This window comes from Alloalcanivorax xenomutans, from assembly GCF_900217905.1.
Taxonomy (GTDB): Bacteria; Pseudomonadota; Gammaproteobacteria; order Pseudomonadales; family Alcanivoracaceae; genus Alloalcanivorax; species Alloalcanivorax xenomutans.
In genome coordinates this window covers 1-16,694 of record NZ_OBMO01000029.1, presented here as the reverse complement: position 1 = coordinate 16,694, position 16,694 = coordinate 1, and the positions used below count along the sequence as shown (strand labels likewise).

The following is a 16,694-nucleotide window of genomic DNA, read 5'->3' as shown; positions in this document are numbered from 1 at the left end:
TACCGGGAACTTGCCGTCAACGGCACTGACTAATCTTGTGCAGTTTCTCCCTTGTAGATAATCAGGCAACCCTCGGGGCGCCTGGCGGAACGAACCGCCGGCGCCTTTTTTTTGTGTCCACCATCCGAGGCGGATCCGCTATTTCTTGCCGCCAGGCCCGAACGGCATGGGGAAGGAGGTCACATTGGAGCCGGTGGCCTCGGTAATTTTACCTATTCCTTCCTTCTCCACCTCATCCACCCGGATGATGGCGTGCATGGGAATGAACGAGCGCTGGACGCCGGCGAACTCACTCTTCAGCCGTTCCTCGGACGGATCCACCACCATTTGCGATCGCTCGCCAAATAAAAATTCCTCTACTTCGATGAAACCGTAGAGCTCACTCTGATAGATCTGGGCGGCGTAGATCTCATAGATCTGCCCCTGATTGAGGAAAATAACCCTGTAAATCTGACGGCTTTTGGACATTCCTGAATCCCTGCGCAGGGGTCGAAACGGGGCGCGCAGTCTAGCATAAATCGGCCCGGGCACACCCTCCCCAAGCCACGTGACATGCGGCATTCCGGCTGGACTTTACCCCCTTGAATGTCTAGAGTTACCCGCCGTATGCCGTGGGGCATTTTGCCGCACTCTGGAAATTCGAACCAAACCACTCATATTCATGTAATTTGTTGATTTGGTTGGGGTTTCCCCCTTCTCGAGACGTTTGGGCAGCCGCTTTTTTGGCCTGCCCCGCCCCGTTTTGGGTCTGGAATCCGGCAACGGCTCCACAGCATCCTCAAGAAAAAGCCTGGGCCCGGTTCCAGGTGCCGGTGACGGCTAAGAAGGCGAAGAATGGGCTTGGACTCCTTACTGGGGGGTACCTTGCCGGGGAAAACAGGGAGCAAACGCATGCAGTCAACTCTGTTCCACCGCATGGCGGTCGGCTTGACCTCGCTGATGATCAGCGGGTTGGCCACGGCCAGCGACTGGGCTGAACGTTCCGACCACAACCTACGGCCCGGGGTGACCGCCGTCGCCCAGGAAATTCACGGCTTGCATAACACCGTGTTGTGGATCGTATCCATCATCGGCCTGCTGGTTTTCGGGCTGATCCTGATCTCGGTGATCCGTCACCGCCGATCCAAACACCCAACCCCAGCCACCTTCCATGAAAATATCTTCCTGGAAGTTCTGTGGACGATCATTCCCTTTATCATCTTGATCGCCATGGCCGTACCCGCCACCCGGGTACTGATTGAACTGGACGATACCGCCGATTCCGAACTGACCGTCAAAGTCACCGGTTATCGCTGGAGATGGGGCTACGAATACCTCACCTACCAGGACGACAACGACGTCGGTGTTTCCTTCATTTCCTCCCTGGCCACGCCTCCTGAACAGTACGAAAACCCGGTACTCTCCGGCGGCCTGTTCCCCTACGGCACCGCCAAGGACCGCGTCGGCGCGCCGTCCCAGGACAAGGACCACAACTACATGCTCGAAGTGGATAACCCGCTGGTTATTCCTTCCGGCCAGAAGGTTCGTTTCCTGGTCACTTCCGATGACGTGATTCACTCGTTCTGGATCCCTGATTTCGGCGGCAAGAAGGACGCCATCCCCGGCTTCGTCAACGAAACCTGGGCGCTGGTTCCCGAGGGCCAGGAAGGCACCTACTATGGTCAATGCGCCGAACTGTGCGGTAAGAACCACGCGTTCATGCCCATCGAGGTCAAAGTGGTTGCCCAGAGCGAGTTCCAGGAGTGGCTGGCGCAGAAGAAAGAAGAGGCCGCCGCCGCACCTGACCTGACTCCGTTCGAAAGCCTGGACGCCGCCATGGAGGTGGGCGAGAAGGTCTACGCTGGTCAGTGCGCGCTTTGCCACGGGCAAAACGGTGAAGGCGGCATCGGTCTGGCTTTTGCCGGCAGCGACTTCGCCACCAAGTCCGAGCATCTTGAGGAGCATATCCATGTGCTTCTCGAAGGTCGTAACGCCATGCCGGCCTTCAAGGGCCAGTTGACGCCGAAGGAAATCGCGGCGGTGGTGACCTATGAACGGAACGCCTGGGGTAACGACACCGGCGATCTGATCCAACCCGAAGACGTACACGAAGAAGAGTAAGGGAGGGGACCGCGATGAGCACTGTTGCCGCAGCACACGATGATCACGATCATCACCACGCCCCGACCGGCCTGAAGCGCTGGCTGTTCAGCACCAACCACAAGGACATCGGTACGCTGTACCTGTGGTTCAGCTTTGCCATGTTCCTGGCCGGCGGTTTCATGGCGATGATCATTCGGGCCGAATTGATCGAGCCCGGGATGCAATTCGTTGATCCGGAATTCTTCAACCAGATGACCACCGTCCATGGTCTGACCATGGTCTTCGGGGCGGTCATGCCCGGTTTCGTGGGTCTGGCCAACTGGATGATTCCGCTGATGATCGGCGCGCCGGACATGGCGTTGCCGCGTATGAATAACTGGTCGTTCTGGATTCTGCCGTTCGCGTTCGCCATTCTGCTGAGCTCGGTGCTGTTGAGCGCCTTCGGCCATGGCAACCCGAGCGCGCCGAACTTCGGCTGGACCTTCTACGCGCCGCTGTCCACCAAGTACGGCCCGGCCTCCACCGATCTGTTCATTCTCTCGGTCCACATGATGGGGATCTCTTCCATCATGGGCGCCATCAACGTGATTGTGACGGTGTTCAACCTGCGGGCACCGGGCATGACCCTGATGAAAATGCCGCTGTTCGTTTGGACCTGGCTGATAACCGCCTTCCTGCTGATCGCGGTGATGCCGGTACTGGCCGGCGCCGTCACCATGATGCTCACCGACCGTCACTTCGGCACCAGCTTCTTTGATGCCGCCGGCGGTGGCGACCCGGTTCTGTTCCAGCACGTGTTCTGGTTCTTCGGGCACCCCGAGGTGTACATCATGATTCTGCCGGCGTTCGGTATCGTGTCGGCGATCATTCCCACTTTCGCGCGCAAGCAGTTGTTCGGTTACGCCTCCATGGTGTACGCCACCGCTTCCATCGCGCTGTTGAGCTTCGTGGTCTGGGCCCACCATATGTTCACCGTGGGCATGCCGCTGGCCGGCACCCTGTTCTTCATGTACATGACCATGCTGATCTCGGTGCCCACCGGGGTGAAGGTGTTCAACTGGGTGGCCACCATGTGGCGCGGTTCCATGACCTTCGAGCTGCCGATGAAGTGGGCCATCACCTTCGTCATCCTGTTCACCTGCGGCGGCCTGTCCGGTCTGATGCTGGCGATCACGCCGGTGGACTTCCAGTATCACGACACCTACTTCGTGGTGGCGCACTTCCACTACGTATTGGTCTCCGGCGCTGTGTTCACCATGTTCGCCGCCGCTTACTACTGGCTGCCGAAGTGGTCCGGCGTGATGCCGAGCAAGGTACTGGGTGAACTGCACTTCTGGAACTCTCTGATTTCCGTGAACCTGCTGTTCTTCCCCATGCATTTCGTGGGCCTGGCCGGCATGCCGCGCCGCTATGCCGACTACGCTCTGCAATTCGCCGATTACAACTTCTGGATCTCCATCGGCGGGTTCTGGTTCGGTCTTTCCCAGCTGTTCTTCCTGGCTGTGTGTCTGCAGTGCGCGCTGAAGAAAGGCGAGAAGGCGGAAGCCAAGCCCTGGGACGGCGCCGAAGGTCTGGAATGGGAAGTGCCGTCTCCGGCCCCCTTCCACACCTTCGACACACCGCCGGTGGTGAAGTAACGGATCCGACGGAAAGAGGGAGGCACCATGAGCAACGACGATCTGCAGGCCCGCAACGCCCGCACTTTGAAGAAGCTCCTTATCTGGGCGGTGGCAATGTTCGGCTTCGCCTTCGCCATGGTGCCTTTCTATAACGTCATCTGTGACATCACCGGCCTGAACGGCAAGACATCCAACACCGCGGCGACCCAATCGCCGGAAACCGTGGTGGAGGACCGGGTCGTGACGGTGGAGTTCATTACCCAGAACGGGGCCGGCGTGAACGGCAGCTTCTACGCCAAAACTCACCGGGTGCGCGTGCATCCGGGCGAGATCACGCTGGTGAACTTCTACGCGAGCAACCCCAAGGACCACGACATCATCACCCAAAGCATCCCCTCCATTACTCCCGGGCAGGCGGCGCGCTACCTGCACAAAACCCAGTGTTTCTGTTTTGATCAGCAGACGCTGACGGCGGGGGAGATGAAGGAAATGCCGATGATTTTCTACCTGGATCCGGAGTTGCCCAAGCACATCACCACCCTGACCCTGTCCTACACCATGTTCGATGTGACCGAACGTGTAACCGGGACTGATAACAAAAGCGACACCGTGGTGCGCTAAAACCCGGTGGTAGAGGAGACCAATTCAATGGCAACCGATAAGTACTATGTACCCGAGAGCAGCCCCTGGCCCCTGGTGGCCTCGGTGGGGCTGTTCATGACCGCCTTCGGCGGCGCGCACTTCATTCAACAGGCCACCGACCCGGACACCTTTTCCGGTTCCTGGGGCCAGCCGCTGTTCTTCTTCGGCCTGGCCTGGCTGTGGCTGACCATCGCGCTGTGGTGGCGTGACACCATCAAGGAATCCCGTGGCGGGCTGCACAGCCATCAACTGGGCATTTCCTATCGCCAGGGCATGCTCTGGTTCATTTTTTCCGAGGTGATGTTCTTCGGTGCTTTCTTCGGCGCCCTGTTCTACACCCGCTGGCTGATCGTGCCATGGCTGGGCGGCGCCGGCAGCAACGCCATGACCCACGAGTTACTGTGGCCGGACTTCCAGGCCATGTGGCCGCTGGTGAAGACGCCGGGCGGCACCACCACCCAGGCGATGGGTGCCTGGGGTCTGCCGGCGATCAACACCGCCATCCTGTTGACCAGTTCCATCACCCTGACCATCGCCCACCACGCCTTACTGGCTGGCAAACGCGGCAAACTGATCGGCTTCCAGGCCATCACCGTTCTGCTGGGCGCAATCTTCCTTGGTCTGCAGGTGGAAGAATACATCCATGCCTATACCGAAATGGGCCTGACCCTGGACGCCGGCATCTACGGCAGCCTGTTCTTTATGCTCACCGGTTTTCATGGGGTCCATGTCACCATCGGCACCATCTTCCTGGCGGTGACGCTGATCCGGGTGATCAAGGGGCATTTCGACGCCGAGAACAACTTCGCCTGGGAAGCGGGGGCCTGGTACTGGCACTTCGTGGACGTGGTGTGGCTGTTCCTGTTCGTGGTGGTGTACTGGCTGTAACACGCCGCCGCCGTCCCGAACACCAAAAGCCCCGGCAATGCCGGGGCTTTTTTGTTCGAAGCTCCCACAAAGCAGCTTCGTACCACAAACTGTGGGAGCCAGCCTGCTGGCGAATGCGACCTCCAATGCTGGGATATTCGCTTGCAAGCAAGCTCCCACAGCGGCGTTGTAGCAACCTCCGAATTTATCTCTCCACGGCTCGATGAAGGGTAATGCCGTTTCCTGCTAGACGCTGGCGATCTCCGCCGCCGTCAGCGCCCGATATTGGCCCGGCGCCAGGTTCGGATCGAGGTGAATTTCCCCCATTTGCTCGCGATGCAGAGCGACAACGCGATTGCGGAAGTGGCCGAACATGCGCTTGACCTGATGATAACGCCCTTCGTACAGGGTCAGGCGGGCGCGGTGGCTGCCCAGCAATTCGAGTTGGGCGGGCAAGGTGGTGAGATCTTCATAGGCAAAGTACAGACCACGGGCGAACACCTCGATGTAGTCCTCGCTGATAGGCTGCTCGGTATCGACCCGGTAAACCTTGGGTTTGCGCTGCTCCGGCAGGGTAATACGCCGCGACCAGTGCCCGTCGTTACTGAGCAACAAAAGGCCACTGGTATTCAGATCCAGCCGCCCGGCCAGGTGCAGTTCGTGTTTGTCCGCCTCATCGAGCAAATCGAGCACGGTGCGGTGGCTATCGTGCCAGGTAGCGCTGACCACGCCCACCGGCTTGTGCAGCATCCAGTAACGGGCGCCGCGCCCGGCTTGCAGCAGAGTACCGTCCAACTCCACACGCTGAAATGCGCTCACCTCATGACGAGGGTTACGCACCACTTCACCGTCCACCCGCAGGCGCCCGGCACTGATCAGCAGCCGGCTTCGCCGCCGGCTATAAAGTGGAGAGAGGCTTAGCAAGCGATCCAGGCGCATGCTTCCATCCTGCTTACAGCGGCTCGGCGCCCTTTACTCTCCTTGTTGCTGCACCGGCTCGCCGTACAAGGTGGTCGGATTGACATCGTGGGGCTGGATCCAGCCCATCATCATGCTCAGCAGAATAAATATGAACACCGCCGCCGAGAAGCCCACCCGCCAGGCCAGCGCGCGCATGGTTTTACCTTCCTTGCCTTCATTACGGACCAGGGCCATCAAGGCCCGTCCCAGGGAGACCACGGCCGCGGCCAGCAGCACGATGACGATCAGTTTCACCCACCACATACAGGCACCTTCCACACTCGCTGTTCATGTACAATGTGCGCCCATTGTAGTCCCCCGGCGGTGAAGTGCACGCTCCACCGGCCGCCGTGACCCGGAGATCGCCCATGGCCGGAAAACCCCGCCTGTTTTCCCCTCTTGCCACCGCACTCACCCTGGTGGTGATCACCGTGTGCCTGAGCTTGTCCTGGTGGCAGTGGCAGCGCGCGGACGAGAAGAGAGAATGGCTCGCGGACCAGGCCGGCAAGGCCGCCGGGGCGCCACAGTCGTTATCCGCGGCCTTGAGGCATGAGGACCGCCAGCATCTGCCCATCACTGTCAGCGGCGAACTCGACAACGCCCGTCCGGTACTGCTGGACAATCGCATGAATCAGGGCATCGCCGGCTACTACCTGCTTTCGCCGCTGCGTACCGATGACGGCCGCTGGGTGCTGATCAATCGCGGCTGGTTACCCCGTGGCAGCGATCGCGCGGTGCTGCCCTCGGTGGCGCCAGTGACCGGTCCGCTCACCGTGGAAGGCACGGTATACGAGCCCTCCACCCGTGCCCTGGTACTCAAGGACACCCCTCTGCCGGACAATCAATGGCCTTTAAGGGTGCAAAAGGTGGATTTTGCAGCCATCGGCGCCCGACTTGGGGTAGAATTGGCGCCCTTTGAAATCCGCCTTGCCGCGGATCAAGGCCTGGGCGATCAGCCGCCATTGCCAAAACCCTGGCAAGACGCGGAAACCACCATCAGCCCGCAACGTCACGAGGCTTACGCGCTGCAGTGGCTGGGGCTGGCCGTGGCGGCCCTGGTGGTCTTTCTGGTAGCGAGTCGGCGGCAGGCACGCCGACAGGATCAACTGGACGTATAAACCGATGTCCCCTCGCAGCAAAAACAGACTCACTTTACTGGCCATTCTCAGCCCCTTCGTGCTGTTTTTCCTGGCCGGCCGTTACCTGATCGACCCCTGGGAACTGCCGCGCCAGAACAAGGGCCAGTTGCTGATCCCGCATATTCCGGTGTCGGATCTGGGCCTGATGGAAAGCACCGAAGATCCCTACCGGGCCGATGACATGAGCGGCCGCTGGACAATGATGTACGTCGCCGGCGACGGCTGTGACAGCCGCTGCAAGAACGGCCTCTACTATCAGATGCGCCAGGTTCGCCTGGCACTCACCGAGGATGCGCAGCGCGTACGCCGGGTCGTGGTGCTTACCCGGCAACCAGATGCGGACTTCCGTGCTTTCCTGGACGACAATGTCGCCGGCATGGAGGAGGTCCAGGGTGACCTGGAGACCCTGAAAGCCACGCTCGAAGCCGCTTACGGCGAGAGTCAGTCTTCACCGGTGGGGGATATTTATCTGGTCAGTCCCGACGGCCAGATTTTCATGCGTTACCCCACCCACGAGGACATGGAAGCCACTCTGGAAGAGGCGGAGAACATCCGCCTGGATTTGAAACGGACACTCAAGGGCTCCCTGATCGGTTAGCGCCTACCCGGCACCACCGTTTGGATAGCCCGTGCTTTTATCCCGCGCGGACAACCCGCGCGTAGATCGGATGAACACCAGCAGGTCCCGAAATCATGCAAACCCTGACGTCTTCCCAAATCTGGCTGCGTCGCGTGACGATCGTAGCCATTTTCCTCGCCGCCGGCGTGATCGCACTGGGCGCCTGGACCCGCCTCAGTGATGCCGGCCTGGGCTGCCCGGACTGGCCCGGTTGCTACGGCCACCTGGATGTGCGTAAAGCCGTGGCCCACGTGGCCGATGTCAACTCGACGGATCCCGGCGCATTGCGTGAAGCGCACAAAACCATCCCGGAGATGGTCCATCGCTATTTCGCCTCCGTGCTGGGCCTGACCATCCTGATCATCGCGGCGCTCAGTTGGATCAATCGCAAGCGTGCCAAACAACCGCTGAAACTGCCGCTGTTCCTGGTGGTGCTGGTGATCTTCCAGGGCCTGCTTGGCATGTGGACGGTGACCATGGGGCTGCAGCCCACCATCGTCATGCTGCATTTGCTCGGCGGCTTCACCACCCTCACCTTGCTGTCGCTGCTGGCCGCCCGCCTCTACCGCTGGCCGGAATTTCTCAACGACTGCGATGTCCGCACCCTCAAGCCACTGGCCGGCCTGGCCCTGGCGGCGGTGATTCTGCAGATCGCCCTGGGCGGCTGGACCACCGCCAACTACGCGGCGGTGGTCTGTACCGAACTGCCGGTGTGTGAGTCCGGATGGACCGAACACCTCAATTTCGCCGATGCCTTTATTTTCTGGGGGCATGAGCACGACCTGCCCGACTATGAATTCGGCGTGCTGGAAAATGACGCCCGTACCACCATCCATGTGATGCATCGTTTCGGCGCCTTGCTGGTCTCTCTGCTGGTGCTGACCCTGGTGGTCCGCATCCTGCGCCGTGCTCACAGCACCTTTTTTCGCAACTTCGCCGGAGTGATCCTGCTGCTACTGCTGGTGCAAGTGGGTCTCGGCATCGGTAATGTGGTATTTTCCGTGCCACTGCGGATAGCGGTGGCGCACAACTTCGGCGCGGTGGTCCTGCTGATCACCCTGGTCCTGTTCATCCGCGCCATCAACGTCAAATGCACCAGTGCCCGACCGGGCCCCAACGGGGAATAGCGTTCATGAGCACCACCACCTGGCGAGACTATCTGGCCCTGACCAAGCCTGGCGTGGTCATGCTGCTGATGGTGACCGCCGTGGCCGGCATGTTTCTGGCCACGGATCCGCCGGGCATGGTTCCGCTGCCAATCTTTATCCCGGCGTTCGTAGGGCTGTCTCTGGCGATGATGGCCTCCGCCGCCATCAATCAGATCATGGACCAGAAGATCGATGCGATCATGAAACGCACCGAGCAGCGGCCGCTGGTGGCGGGCAAGCTGTCACCGCGAGCGGCGGTGGCGTTCGCCGTGGCGCTGGCGATGCTGTCCATGGCCATGCTGTACTTTCTGGTCAATCCGATGACCGCCTGGCTGACCCTGTTCGGCTTTGTCGGCTACGCCTTTGTCTATACCCTGTATCTGAAGCGCGCCACGCCACAGAACATCGTTATCGGCGGCGTCGCCGGCGCCATCCCGCCGCTGCTGGGCTGGGTGGCGGTAACCAACGAACTTCACCCCCATGCCTGGCTGCTGGTGTTGATCATCTTCGTGTGGACACCGCCGCACTTCTGGGCGCTGGCGATCCATCGGGCCGATGAATACGCCAAGGCCGATATCCCGATGCTGCCAGTGACCCACGGCATCCCGTTCACTCGCGAGTCGGTGCTCTATTACACCATCCTGCTGTTCGTGTGCTCGCTGCTGCCCTATCTCACCGGCATGAGCGGGCTGATCTATCTGATCGCCGCGGTCATCCTCGGCGCCATCTTCCTGGTGCACGCGGTGCGCCTGCGCTTCTCGGAAGACCCCAAATTGCCGATGAAGACCTTTGGCTACTCCATCACCTACCTGTTCGTGTTGTTCACCGCGTTGCTGGTGGACCACTACATCCCGCTTTACCCCTTCATCGTCTGAAAGACGCTTCCCACAGACCGGACCACGAGCCGCTGTGGGGGCGTTGTCCGGGCAACGGGCCTCGCGACGAGTGTTAATTCGATCACGCCGGCTCGTCGGTCTACTTGGTTGTACGGCGGCATTACAGTAACTTAACCCATGGGAATGAAGGTCCGCCGGATGCGAGGCCGGCATTCCCCAATAATATGAGGTCCCGTGGCCGGCCCCGTCCGCTCCTGACAACCGCCGCTCGCGAGGAACCACGATCCGGGGAACCACGTTACTATCATTCTGGGGGGATAGTATGGGGGAGTGGCTATTCGCCGGCGTTATCGCCGCGCTGCTGTTGTATCTGATCGCCGTCTACAACCGGCTGATCCGTCTGCGTAATCAGTATCGCAATGCTTTCGCTCAGATCGATGTGCAGTTGCAACGCCGCCACGACCTGATTCCCAATCTGGTGAGCGCCACCCGCGCTTATCTGCGCCACGAACAAGACACGCTGACCCGGGTCACCGAAGCCCGCCGGGACGCCGCCAAAGCCCGCACCGATGCCGCCCGCCAACCAGGCGAAAGCGATGCCATGGCACGTCTGTCACAGGCCGAGAATCTGCTTTCCGGCAGCCTTGCCCAGTTTCGGGCCGTGGCCGAGAGCCATCCGGAACTGCGGGCGGACGCCACCGTGTCCGAGCTGATGGAAGCCCTCACCAGCACCGAGAATCGCATCGGTTTCGCCCGCCAGGCCTTCAACGACACCGTGATGGGCTACAACACCTACCGCGAGCAGTTCCCGAATAACCTGATCGGCGGTCTGTTCGGACCATTCCGCGCCGCCGACCTGCTGTCACTGGAAACCGCGACGGCACGTCAAGCGGTCACGGTCAGACTCTGAGGCCACGGCGGCGATGGACTTCTTCCAGCATCAGACCCAGGCCCGGCGCCGCACCCTGCTGCTGGCGCTGTACTTCCTGCTGGCCCTCGCCGGAGTCACCGCGGCGGTCAATCTGGTGACCGTGGTGCTGGTCCGCCTGTTGCTGCCCGGCCTGGCGTCCGCGCCCTGGCTCGGCAGCAGTCCGTTCTGGTGGGTCAGTCTGTCGACGCTGTCGATCATGGCGTATGGCTCGCTACGCAAGGCCTGGCAACTGCGCGGCGGCGCCACCGCGCTCACCGCGCTGCTGTCGGCACGGGAAGTGGACGCCGACGCCGGCGACCAGCCGCTGCGCCGGCTGCGCAACGTGACGGAGGAGATGGCGATCGCCAGCGGTCTGCCGGTGCCACGCCTGTTCGTGCTGGACAGCGAAACCGGCATCAATGCCTTCGTCGCCGGCGCTCGTCCGGATCAGGCTTTGCTGGTGGTCACCCGCGGCGCCCTGGAGCAGCTGAGCCGGGAGGAACTGCAAGGCGTGGTGGCTCACGAATTCAGCCATATTCTCAACGGCGACATGCGCCTTAACCTGCAATTGATGACCGCGCTCTCCGGTATTCTGGCGGTGGGAAAAGTGGGCGAGTTCCTGTTGCAGCCGATCTCCCGGCGGCATCGCTATCAACCGCTCTTTTTCACCGGCGGCGTCCTGATGATGACGGTGGGCTACGCCGGGCTGTTCTTTGGTCGACTGATCAAAGCCGCCATCTCCCGGCAGCGCGAACATCTGGCGGATGCCTGCGCGGTACAGTTCACCCGGCAAAGTGAAGGCCTGGCCGGCGCTCTGATCAAGATTCGCAACGGTGGGGGTTCCTTGTTGCATTCCCTGTATGCCGAGGACATCAGTCACATGGGCTTCGCCGAAACCGTGTCCGTTCATCTGCGCGCCCTGCTCTCTTCGCACCCGCCATTGGAGCAACGCCTGCGGGCACTGGGTCCGGATTGGAACGCGCGCGCCCGGGTACGGGCACGCCGCGCCCCCCGCGCTTCTCAACATATCGGTTTTCTCGACGATGCCAATCTGGGTTACGCCCGGTCCCTGGTGGCCAGTATTCCGGAGCCCCTGCGGCAAGCCCTGGCCGGCAACGAAGGCGCCGAAACAATTCTGTACGCGCTGGCGCTGGGGCCCCGCCCAATACCATCGGCGCTGGCCGGCGGCAAACGCGGCGAGTGGATCCAGCAAGTACGACAGCTGGGCACCCGCCTGCGCCTGCCGTTGCTGGATCTGGCGCTGCCAACCCTGGCGCGCCAGCCCTTGGCGCGGCGCCAGGCCATCATTGATCAATTACTGGGAATCGCCCGCCAGAGAGGCAATCGCGATCTGCTCTGCTGGGCCCTGTGCGCGCTGGCCCGAACCCGCCTGCTGCCCGCCAAACGGCTGCCGGAGCCTGCCCTGCATCGGTTCGGCGCGGTGGCGGCGGACCTTCAGGTGGTGTTTTCCGCCCTGGCCTGGGCCGCCGACAGTGCCCGTCATACCGCCGTGACGCTGTTTCAACAAGCCACCCGGGGGCTGCTGCCAGCGGGCCGTCAACTGTTGCCTCCGGACCGCTGCACACCGGAGCGGATGAATCATTCAGTGGCGCGACTGAATCGGCTGACACCACCGCTCAAATCAGCGGTGATCGATACCGCCGCCGACCTGATACTCGCCGACGGCCGGATTCAGGTGGCGGAAACAGAACTGTTAAGGGCCCTCTGCGCCCTTCTCGACAGCCCGATGCCACCTTTGTTTCGTCGGACCCGCTGATTCTCCGTCAATGCGGATGCCATGGAAAAAACAATGCATTTGGAAAAAATAAGCCACCGCGTCACCCGTGACGCGGTTCATCAAGCCACCCGCGAAGTACGCCAGGGCCAGCTCGATCCGGCGTTGAATCAATGGTTCTCGGACCAGGGGCTGGACCTGGGCCGCACCCTGTTCGCCAGTCTCTGCCCCTTCGATCAACATACCTACACCGGCACACTGGTGGATCCCCAGGGCCGCGTCCTGGAGTTCCTGGTGGATCTGGATGAGCCGGACAACAGCAGCCTGGAGGACGTCAGCGACGAGCTGGGCCCCAAGCACCCGGAACATCCGGAGGCGGATCCCTGCGATCGCATCACCATGGCATTACTGATGCAGCAGCAAGGCGACGTGGGGAACTCATGAAAGATCCGACCGGAACGGCAACAGCGTCAGCGCTTCTTCCCGGTAGCCGCTGACATGCCGGGCTTCCCGGGCACAGAAATCCGCCACCGCGCGTTGAAACTCCGGTTCCGCCAGCCAGTGCAAAGAATAGGTAATGACCGGTTCAAATCCGCGCAACAGTTTATGCTCGCCCTGCACACCGGGATCGAACTCCGCCAGCCCCTGCTCGATGGCGAATTCGATGCCCTGGTAGTAGCAAAGTTCGAAGTGCAAAGCATCGAATTCGCGCAGGCAGCCCCAATAACGGCCGTACAGAGCCTGATCGTCGAACAGGTATAAAGCGGCGGCCACGGTGTCGTCCCGATGGCGGGCCAGCGCCACCATGATCTGATCTCCCTGGGAGGCGGCCAGATCGGTGAAGAAGGATTCGGTAAGATAAGGCCACTGCCCTCGTTTCAGATAGGTGCTGGCGTAACACTGGTAAAAGTGCGCCCACTCCGCTTCACTCAGCGTCGATCCCAGCCGGCGTTCCACCTGAACCTCCTGCGCCGTGACTTTTTCCCGTTCGCGTCTCAGGTTCTTGCGCTTGCGGGACTGGAAGCGCGCCAGGAAATCGCCGAAGTCAGCATAACCGTGGTTGAACCAGCGGAAATGGCAGGCCTGCCGTTCGACCAAGGGCAGCTCCGCCAGCGCCATGCGGCTGGCGCGGTCCGGAAACAACAGATGCCAGCCCGAAGCACCGGTTTCCGCCATTCGCTCGCGCACCGCCCGCCACATTCGGCCGGCGTCGATGTCCCCCCGCCAACGCGGTCCCACCACCGGAGTATAGGGAATGGCACTGACCAGCTTCGGATAATAGCGGTAACCGTAACGCTCGTAGGCGTCCGCCCAGGCGTAATCGAACACGTACTCACCACGGGAGTCCCGGCGCTCGAATAGCGGCAGGAAACCGCCATCGAGTTGCACATGACGGGGCAGCCAGCCGGCGTCTTCACCAGTGGCGCCGCTGCGCGCCAGGGCCTGAAAGAAACTGTCGGATAAAAACGGATACCGCAAAGTAACGCCTCTACTGCTCAATTCGGCCCTGGCGGGTGTGAGATTATCCGCCGCCTTGGTTACAATGGCCCGGCGGCGATCATAATGATAACGCAGGCCGATCTACTCCGGGGCTCGCCCTTTATCCCTTCTTTGCCCGCGGAGGCGACGCTCCCCTACAAGAGGAAGCGCGCGGAAACGACCATCGGCCCTGGCCGCCCGCCGGTAGCGCCGGCGTGACGTTCCTCTCCGCTTTTCGGAGAGGGTCCCGAGCCCAATGAGCATAAGGTAACGTCCATTCCATGAAAGTTTCCAAACCTTTGGCCGCCTTTTATATGCTGGCAGCCTTGTTACTGGCCCTGTGCGGCGCCTGGCTTATTTTCGCGCCGCGCTCCCTGATTCTCTCCGTGCATGACATCGAGCTGATGGTCTCCCCGGTATTGTCCCAGCAGGCCGGCCTGGGTCTCCTGCTGGCCGCCGCGGTGAACCTGGTGTGCCCGCTTGGCGGGCCCGGCCGTCTGCCCCTGCATTTGGCGGTGTTCTTTTACCTGGCGGGGCTGGTACTGGCCCACGGCCAGGTGGCCTTCGGCGTTGCCGCCTGGCTGTGGATTCCGGTGCTGATTTACCTGCTGCCGTTGCTGCCCTGGCAAAAACTCCGACTCGGCGGCGGCACCATGCGCCATGGCGAGGTGAAGTGGTTCAATCCCAATAAAGGCTTCGGTTTCATCCTTACCGACGATGAGGAAGAAATTTTCGTCCACTTCAAGGCGGTACAGAATGGTGGGCGCCGCAGCCTGCGTACCGGCACCCGGGTTCGCTTCACCACACGGCAATCCGATCGGGGTGAACAGGCCGATCAGGTGTACATCGAACAATAACCGGATCTTCACGCCATGAATCTGGCCTTCGCCGATTGGGCCGTGATGGCCCTGTACCTGCTGGTGGTACTGGTCATCGCGCTGTATTGCTCGCGACGCAATACCAGCACCGAAGAGTACTTCGTCGGTGGACGCCGGTTTCGCGGCTGGGTCATCGGCCTGTCCCTGGTCGGCACCTCAATCAGTTCGGTGACTTTCCTCGCCTACCCCGCCGACGCCTTCAAGACCGGCTGGCTGCGCTATCTGCCCAATCTGGCGCTACCCTTCGCCATCGCCATGGCGGCCTGGTTCTTCCTGCCGTTTTTTCGCCGTGGCAATCTGACCAGCGCCTATGAATATCTGGAACAGCGCTTCGGGCCGAGCCTGCGGGTGTACGGGGCGGCGGCGTTCATCATCGCCCAGTTGGTACGGGTGTCGATGATCCTGTGGCTGCTGGCGCTGCTCATCCAGCAGTTGGTATCGATCCCGCCGGCCACCGCCATCGTGCTCAGCGGCCTGTTTGTTGGGCTGTACACCGTGGTCGGCGGTATCGACGCGGTAATCTGGACCGATGTGCTGCAAACCGTGGTGCTGATCCTGGGTGGCGTGTTGTGCCTGTGGATCGTGGTGGACGCCCTGCCCGGCGGGCTGGTCCAGCTGTTCAGCGAAGCCGGCCGGGCCGGTAAATTCGCCCTGGCGGAATGGGGTGAGGACGGCCCAGGGGCCACCCGCTGGACACTGTCCCTGAGTGAAAAAACCGCCACCATGATGTTGTTCATCGGCCTCACCAACTGGCTCACCGAATACGCCAGCAACCAGAACACGGTGCAGCGCTACTGCGCCGCCCGCTCCCTCGGCGAAGCCCGGCGCGCCCTGTGGGTCTATCTGTTCACGGCCTTGCCACTGTGGGCCTTCTACATGCTGTTGGGGACCGGGCTCTGGGTGTTCTTCCAGCACTTCCCCGACTCACAGTCACAGGAAGTTCTGGCCGGCACGGCCCGGGCGGAAACCATCGTGCCCTGGTTCATTACCGAATATCTGCCGGTGGGTATCGCCGGGCTGGTGGTGGCGGCGGCGCTGGCGGCGGCGATGAGCTCGCTGGATTCCAGCATCAACGCCGTGGCCACGGTTTCCGTAGTTGATCTCTACCGCCGCCACTGGCGGCCGAATCAGGAGGATCGCCATTATCTGGCGGTGGCGCGCAGCGCCGCGGCACTGACCATGGTCCTGATGATCCTGGGCGCACTCTGGCTCAACGGCGCCACCACTCACACCCTGCAGGACACCTCCACCATCCTGGTATCACTACTGGGCGGCGGTATGCTCGGACTGTATCTGCTGGGGTTCTTCACACGCACCGGTAACACCTTCTCGGCCTGGTGCGGCCTGATCTGTACTCTGGCCTTCACCGGCTGGACTCTGCTGTCGGAACAGAGCTGGTGGCCGGAAGCACTACGCGCCCCCTTTGATCTGTACTACACCGGCCTGATCGGCAATGTATTGATGTTTTTGGTGGGTTATGGGGTGGCTCATCTTAGTGGCCGGCTGCTGGCCAGCCGCTACGGTTGAAGGCTGGCTGGCGCACAACACGCCGGCACGCCAAACCCTTGGCCCTCTTGCAGGCCTGGGGACATGAATTCAGAGGTAGCTACAAGGCGACTGTAGGAGCTTGCCTGCAAGCGAATGGGGGCCTCTCAGGCCTTCGGGATATTCGCTTGCAGGCAAGCTCCTATGTATGGACTCGCCCGTTGCTGTCAACCCTGCCTTGAACATGGCTACCCGGTGGCATCTATGTATCAGGCCTGTTCGAGGAAGCCTCAAT

Annotated in this window: 17 protein-coding genes; 13 read left to right on the top strand and 4 right to left on the bottom strand. The window is 61.5% G+C overall.

Annotation, left to right across the window (positions count from 1 at the left end; all coding sequences use genetic code 11):
* Window positions 1-138: 138 nt before the first annotated feature.
* On the bottom strand, window positions 139-468 hold the full coding sequence (locus CRO06_RS18530; protein ID WP_022995292.1) for a DUF1820 family protein: 330 nt from the start codon (window positions 466-468) through the stop codon (window positions 139-141).
* A gap of 423 nt (window positions 469-891) precedes the next feature.
* Between CRO06_RS18530 and coxB the strand changes: the two genes are divergently transcribed.
* Genes coxB through CRO06_RS18510 form a run of 4 tightly spaced genes read left to right on the top strand, consistent with a single transcriptional unit; the run spans window position 892 to window position 5,231 of the window.
* The gene (gene coxB, locus CRO06_RS18525; RefSeq protein WP_022995291.1) at window positions 892-2,100 is read left to right on the top strand and encodes a cytochrome c oxidase subunit II; all 1,209 of its coding nucleotides are present in this window, start codon (window positions 892-894) and stop codon (window positions 2,098-2,100) included.
* A gap of 14 nt (window positions 2,101-2,114) precedes the next feature.
* Window positions 2,115-3,719, top strand: a complete 1,605-nt coding sequence (ctaD, locus tag CRO06_RS18520) for a cytochrome c oxidase subunit I (RefSeq protein ID WP_022995290.1) — start codon at window positions 2,115-2,117, stop codon at window positions 3,717-3,719.
* Between the two features lie 27 nt (window positions 3,720-3,746).
* Window positions 3,747-4,322 carry a cytochrome c oxidase assembly protein gene (locus CRO06_RS18515; RefSeq protein ID WP_014993500.1) on the top strand — a complete coding sequence of 192 codons (576 nt, stop codon included), beginning with the start codon at window positions 3,747-3,749 and terminating at the stop codon, window positions 4,320-4,322.
* Window positions 4,323-4,349: 27 nt separating this feature from the next.
* Entirely contained in the window at window positions 4,350-5,231 is an 882-nt protein-coding gene (locus CRO06_RS18510; protein ID WP_097059109.1) for a cytochrome c oxidase subunit 3, read from the top strand.
* Between the two features lie 225 nt (window positions 5,232-5,456).
* Here CRO06_RS18510 and CRO06_RS18505 read toward each other — a convergent pair whose 3' ends face one another.
* Window positions 5,457-6,149 (bottom strand): pseudouridine synthase, encoded by a 693-nt coding sequence (locus CRO06_RS18505; RefSeq protein WP_097059108.1) that lies wholly within the window; start codon window positions 6,147-6,149, stop codon window positions 5,457-5,459.
* A 33-nt stretch (window positions 6,150-6,182) separates the two neighbouring features.
* Window positions 6,183-6,434, bottom strand: coding sequence for a twin transmembrane helix small protein (locus CRO06_RS18500; protein WP_022996098.1), 252 nt, complete (start codon window positions 6,432-6,434; stop codon window positions 6,183-6,185).
* A 104-nt stretch (window positions 6,435-6,538) separates the two neighbouring features.
* Between CRO06_RS18500 and CRO06_RS18495 the strand changes: the two genes are divergently transcribed.
* From CRO06_RS18495 to CRO06_RS18465, 7 genes are all read left to right on the top strand, one after another.
* Window positions 6,539-7,288: an SURF1 family protein gene (locus CRO06_RS18495; protein WP_097059107.1), complete on the top strand. Its 750-nt coding sequence runs from the start codon at window positions 6,539-6,541 to the stop codon at window positions 7,286-7,288.
* Window positions 7,289-7,292: 4 nt separating this feature from the next.
* Window positions 7,293-7,907, top strand: a complete 615-nt coding sequence (locus CRO06_RS18490; protein WP_022996096.1) for a hypothetical protein — start codon at window positions 7,293-7,295, stop codon at window positions 7,905-7,907.
* 134 nt (window positions 7,908-8,041) lie between these two features.
* On the top strand, window positions 8,042-9,055 hold the full coding sequence (locus CRO06_RS18485) for a COX15/CtaA family protein (protein WP_244902856.1): 1,014 nt from the start codon (window positions 8,042-8,044) through the stop codon (window positions 9,053-9,055).
* A gap of 5 nt (window positions 9,056-9,060) precedes the next feature.
* Entirely contained in the window at window positions 9,061-9,951 is an 891-nt protein-coding gene (gene cyoE / locus CRO06_RS18480; protein WP_014993493.1) for a heme o synthase, read from the top strand.
* A gap of 283 nt (window positions 9,952-10,234) precedes the next feature.
* Window positions 10,235-10,822 carry a LemA family protein gene (locus CRO06_RS18475; RefSeq protein ID WP_026949586.1) on the top strand — a complete coding sequence of 196 codons (588 nt, stop codon included), beginning with the start codon at window positions 10,235-10,237 and terminating at the stop codon, window positions 10,820-10,822.
* A 13-nt stretch (window positions 10,823-10,835) separates the two neighbouring features.
* A complete protein-coding gene (locus CRO06_RS18470; protein ID WP_097059106.1) occupies window positions 10,836-12,599 on the top strand; it encodes a M48 family metalloprotease in 1,764 nt (587 codons plus the stop codon).
* A gap of 33 nt (window positions 12,600-12,632) precedes the next feature.
* Entirely contained in the window at window positions 12,633-13,001 is a 369-nt protein-coding gene (locus CRO06_RS18465; RefSeq protein ID WP_022996091.1) for a hypothetical protein, read from the top strand.
* Here the strand turns inward: CRO06_RS18465 and CRO06_RS18460 are convergent.
* Window positions 12,996-14,036: a GNAT family N-acetyltransferase gene (locus CRO06_RS18460; RefSeq protein ID WP_055098730.1), complete on the bottom strand. Its 1,041-nt coding sequence runs from the start codon at window positions 14,034-14,036 to the stop codon at window positions 12,996-12,998. The genes CRO06_RS18465 and CRO06_RS18460 overlap by 6 nt on opposite strands.
* A 281-nt stretch (window positions 14,037-14,317) precedes the next feature.
* On the opposite strand from CRO06_RS18460, the gene CRO06_RS20305 reads away from it, so the two are divergent.
* Together CRO06_RS20305 and CRO06_RS18450 are read left to right on the top strand one after the other, a co-directional pair.
* On the top strand, window positions 14,318-14,893 hold the full coding sequence (locus tag CRO06_RS20305) for a cold-shock protein (protein WP_022996089.1): 576 nt from the start codon (window positions 14,318-14,320) through the stop codon (window positions 14,891-14,893).
* A 15-nt stretch (window positions 14,894-14,908) separates the two neighbouring features.
* The gene (locus tag CRO06_RS18450) at window positions 14,909-16,441 is read left to right on the top strand and encodes a sodium:solute symporter family protein (RefSeq protein WP_097059105.1); all 1,533 of its coding nucleotides are present in this window, start codon (window positions 14,909-14,911) and stop codon (window positions 16,439-16,441) included.
* The last annotated feature ends 253 nt before the right edge of the window (window positions 16,442-16,694 follow it).

What these genes read in the sequence shown, in the direction of transcription:
- coxB (WP_022995291.1), top strand. Translation starts at nt 892, where the DNA reads ATGCAGTCAACTCTGTTCCACCGCATGGCGGTCGGCTTGACCTCGCTG.
- CRO06_RS18515 (WP_014993500.1), top strand. Translation starts at nt 3,747, where the DNA reads ATGAGCAACGACGATCTGCAGGCCCGCAACGCCCGCACTTTGAAGAAG.
- CRO06_RS18505 (WP_097059108.1), bottom strand. Translation starts at nt 6,149, where the DNA reads ATGCGCCTGGATCGCTTGCTAAGCCTCTCTCCACTTTATAGCCGGCGG.
- CRO06_RS18510 (WP_097059109.1), top strand. Translation starts at nt 4,350, where the DNA reads ATGGCAACCGATAAGTACTATGTACCCGAGAGCAGCCCCTGGCCCCTG.
- CRO06_RS18490 (WP_022996096.1), top strand. Translation starts at nt 7,293, where the DNA reads ATGTCCCCTCGCAGCAAAAACAGACTCACTTTACTGGCCATTCTCAGC.
- CRO06_RS18530 (WP_022995292.1), bottom strand. Translation starts at nt 468, where the DNA reads ATGTCCAAAAGCCGTCAGATTTACAGGGTTATTTTCCTCAATCAGGGG.
- CRO06_RS18465 (WP_022996091.1), top strand. Translation starts at nt 12,633, where the DNA reads ATGCATTTGGAAAAAATAAGCCACCGCGTCACCCGTGACGCGGTTCAT.
- CRO06_RS18475 (WP_026949586.1), top strand. Translation starts at nt 10,235, where the DNA reads ATGGGGGAGTGGCTATTCGCCGGCGTTATCGCCGCGCTGCTGTTGTAT.
- CRO06_RS18495 (WP_097059107.1), top strand. Translation starts at nt 6,539, where the DNA reads ATGGCCGGAAAACCCCGCCTGTTTTCCCCTCTTGCCACCGCACTCACC.
- ctaD (WP_022995290.1), top strand. Translation starts at nt 2,115, where the DNA reads ATGAGCACTGTTGCCGCAGCACACGATGATCACGATCATCACCACGCC.
- CRO06_RS18470 (WP_097059106.1), top strand. Translation starts at nt 10,836, where the DNA reads ATGGACTTCTTCCAGCATCAGACCCAGGCCCGGCGCCGCACCCTGCTG.
- CRO06_RS18500 (WP_022996098.1), bottom strand. Translation starts at nt 6,434, where the DNA reads ATGTGGTGGGTGAAACTGATCGTCATCGTGCTGCTGGCCGCGGCCGTG.
- cyoE (WP_014993493.1), top strand. Translation starts at nt 9,061, where the DNA reads ATGAGCACCACCACCTGGCGAGACTATCTGGCCCTGACCAAGCCTGGC.
- CRO06_RS18450 (WP_097059105.1), top strand. Translation starts at nt 14,909, where the DNA reads ATGAATCTGGCCTTCGCCGATTGGGCCGTGATGGCCCTGTACCTGCTG.
- CRO06_RS20305 (WP_022996089.1), top strand. Translation starts at nt 14,318, where the DNA reads ATGAAAGTTTCCAAACCTTTGGCCGCCTTTTATATGCTGGCAGCCTTG.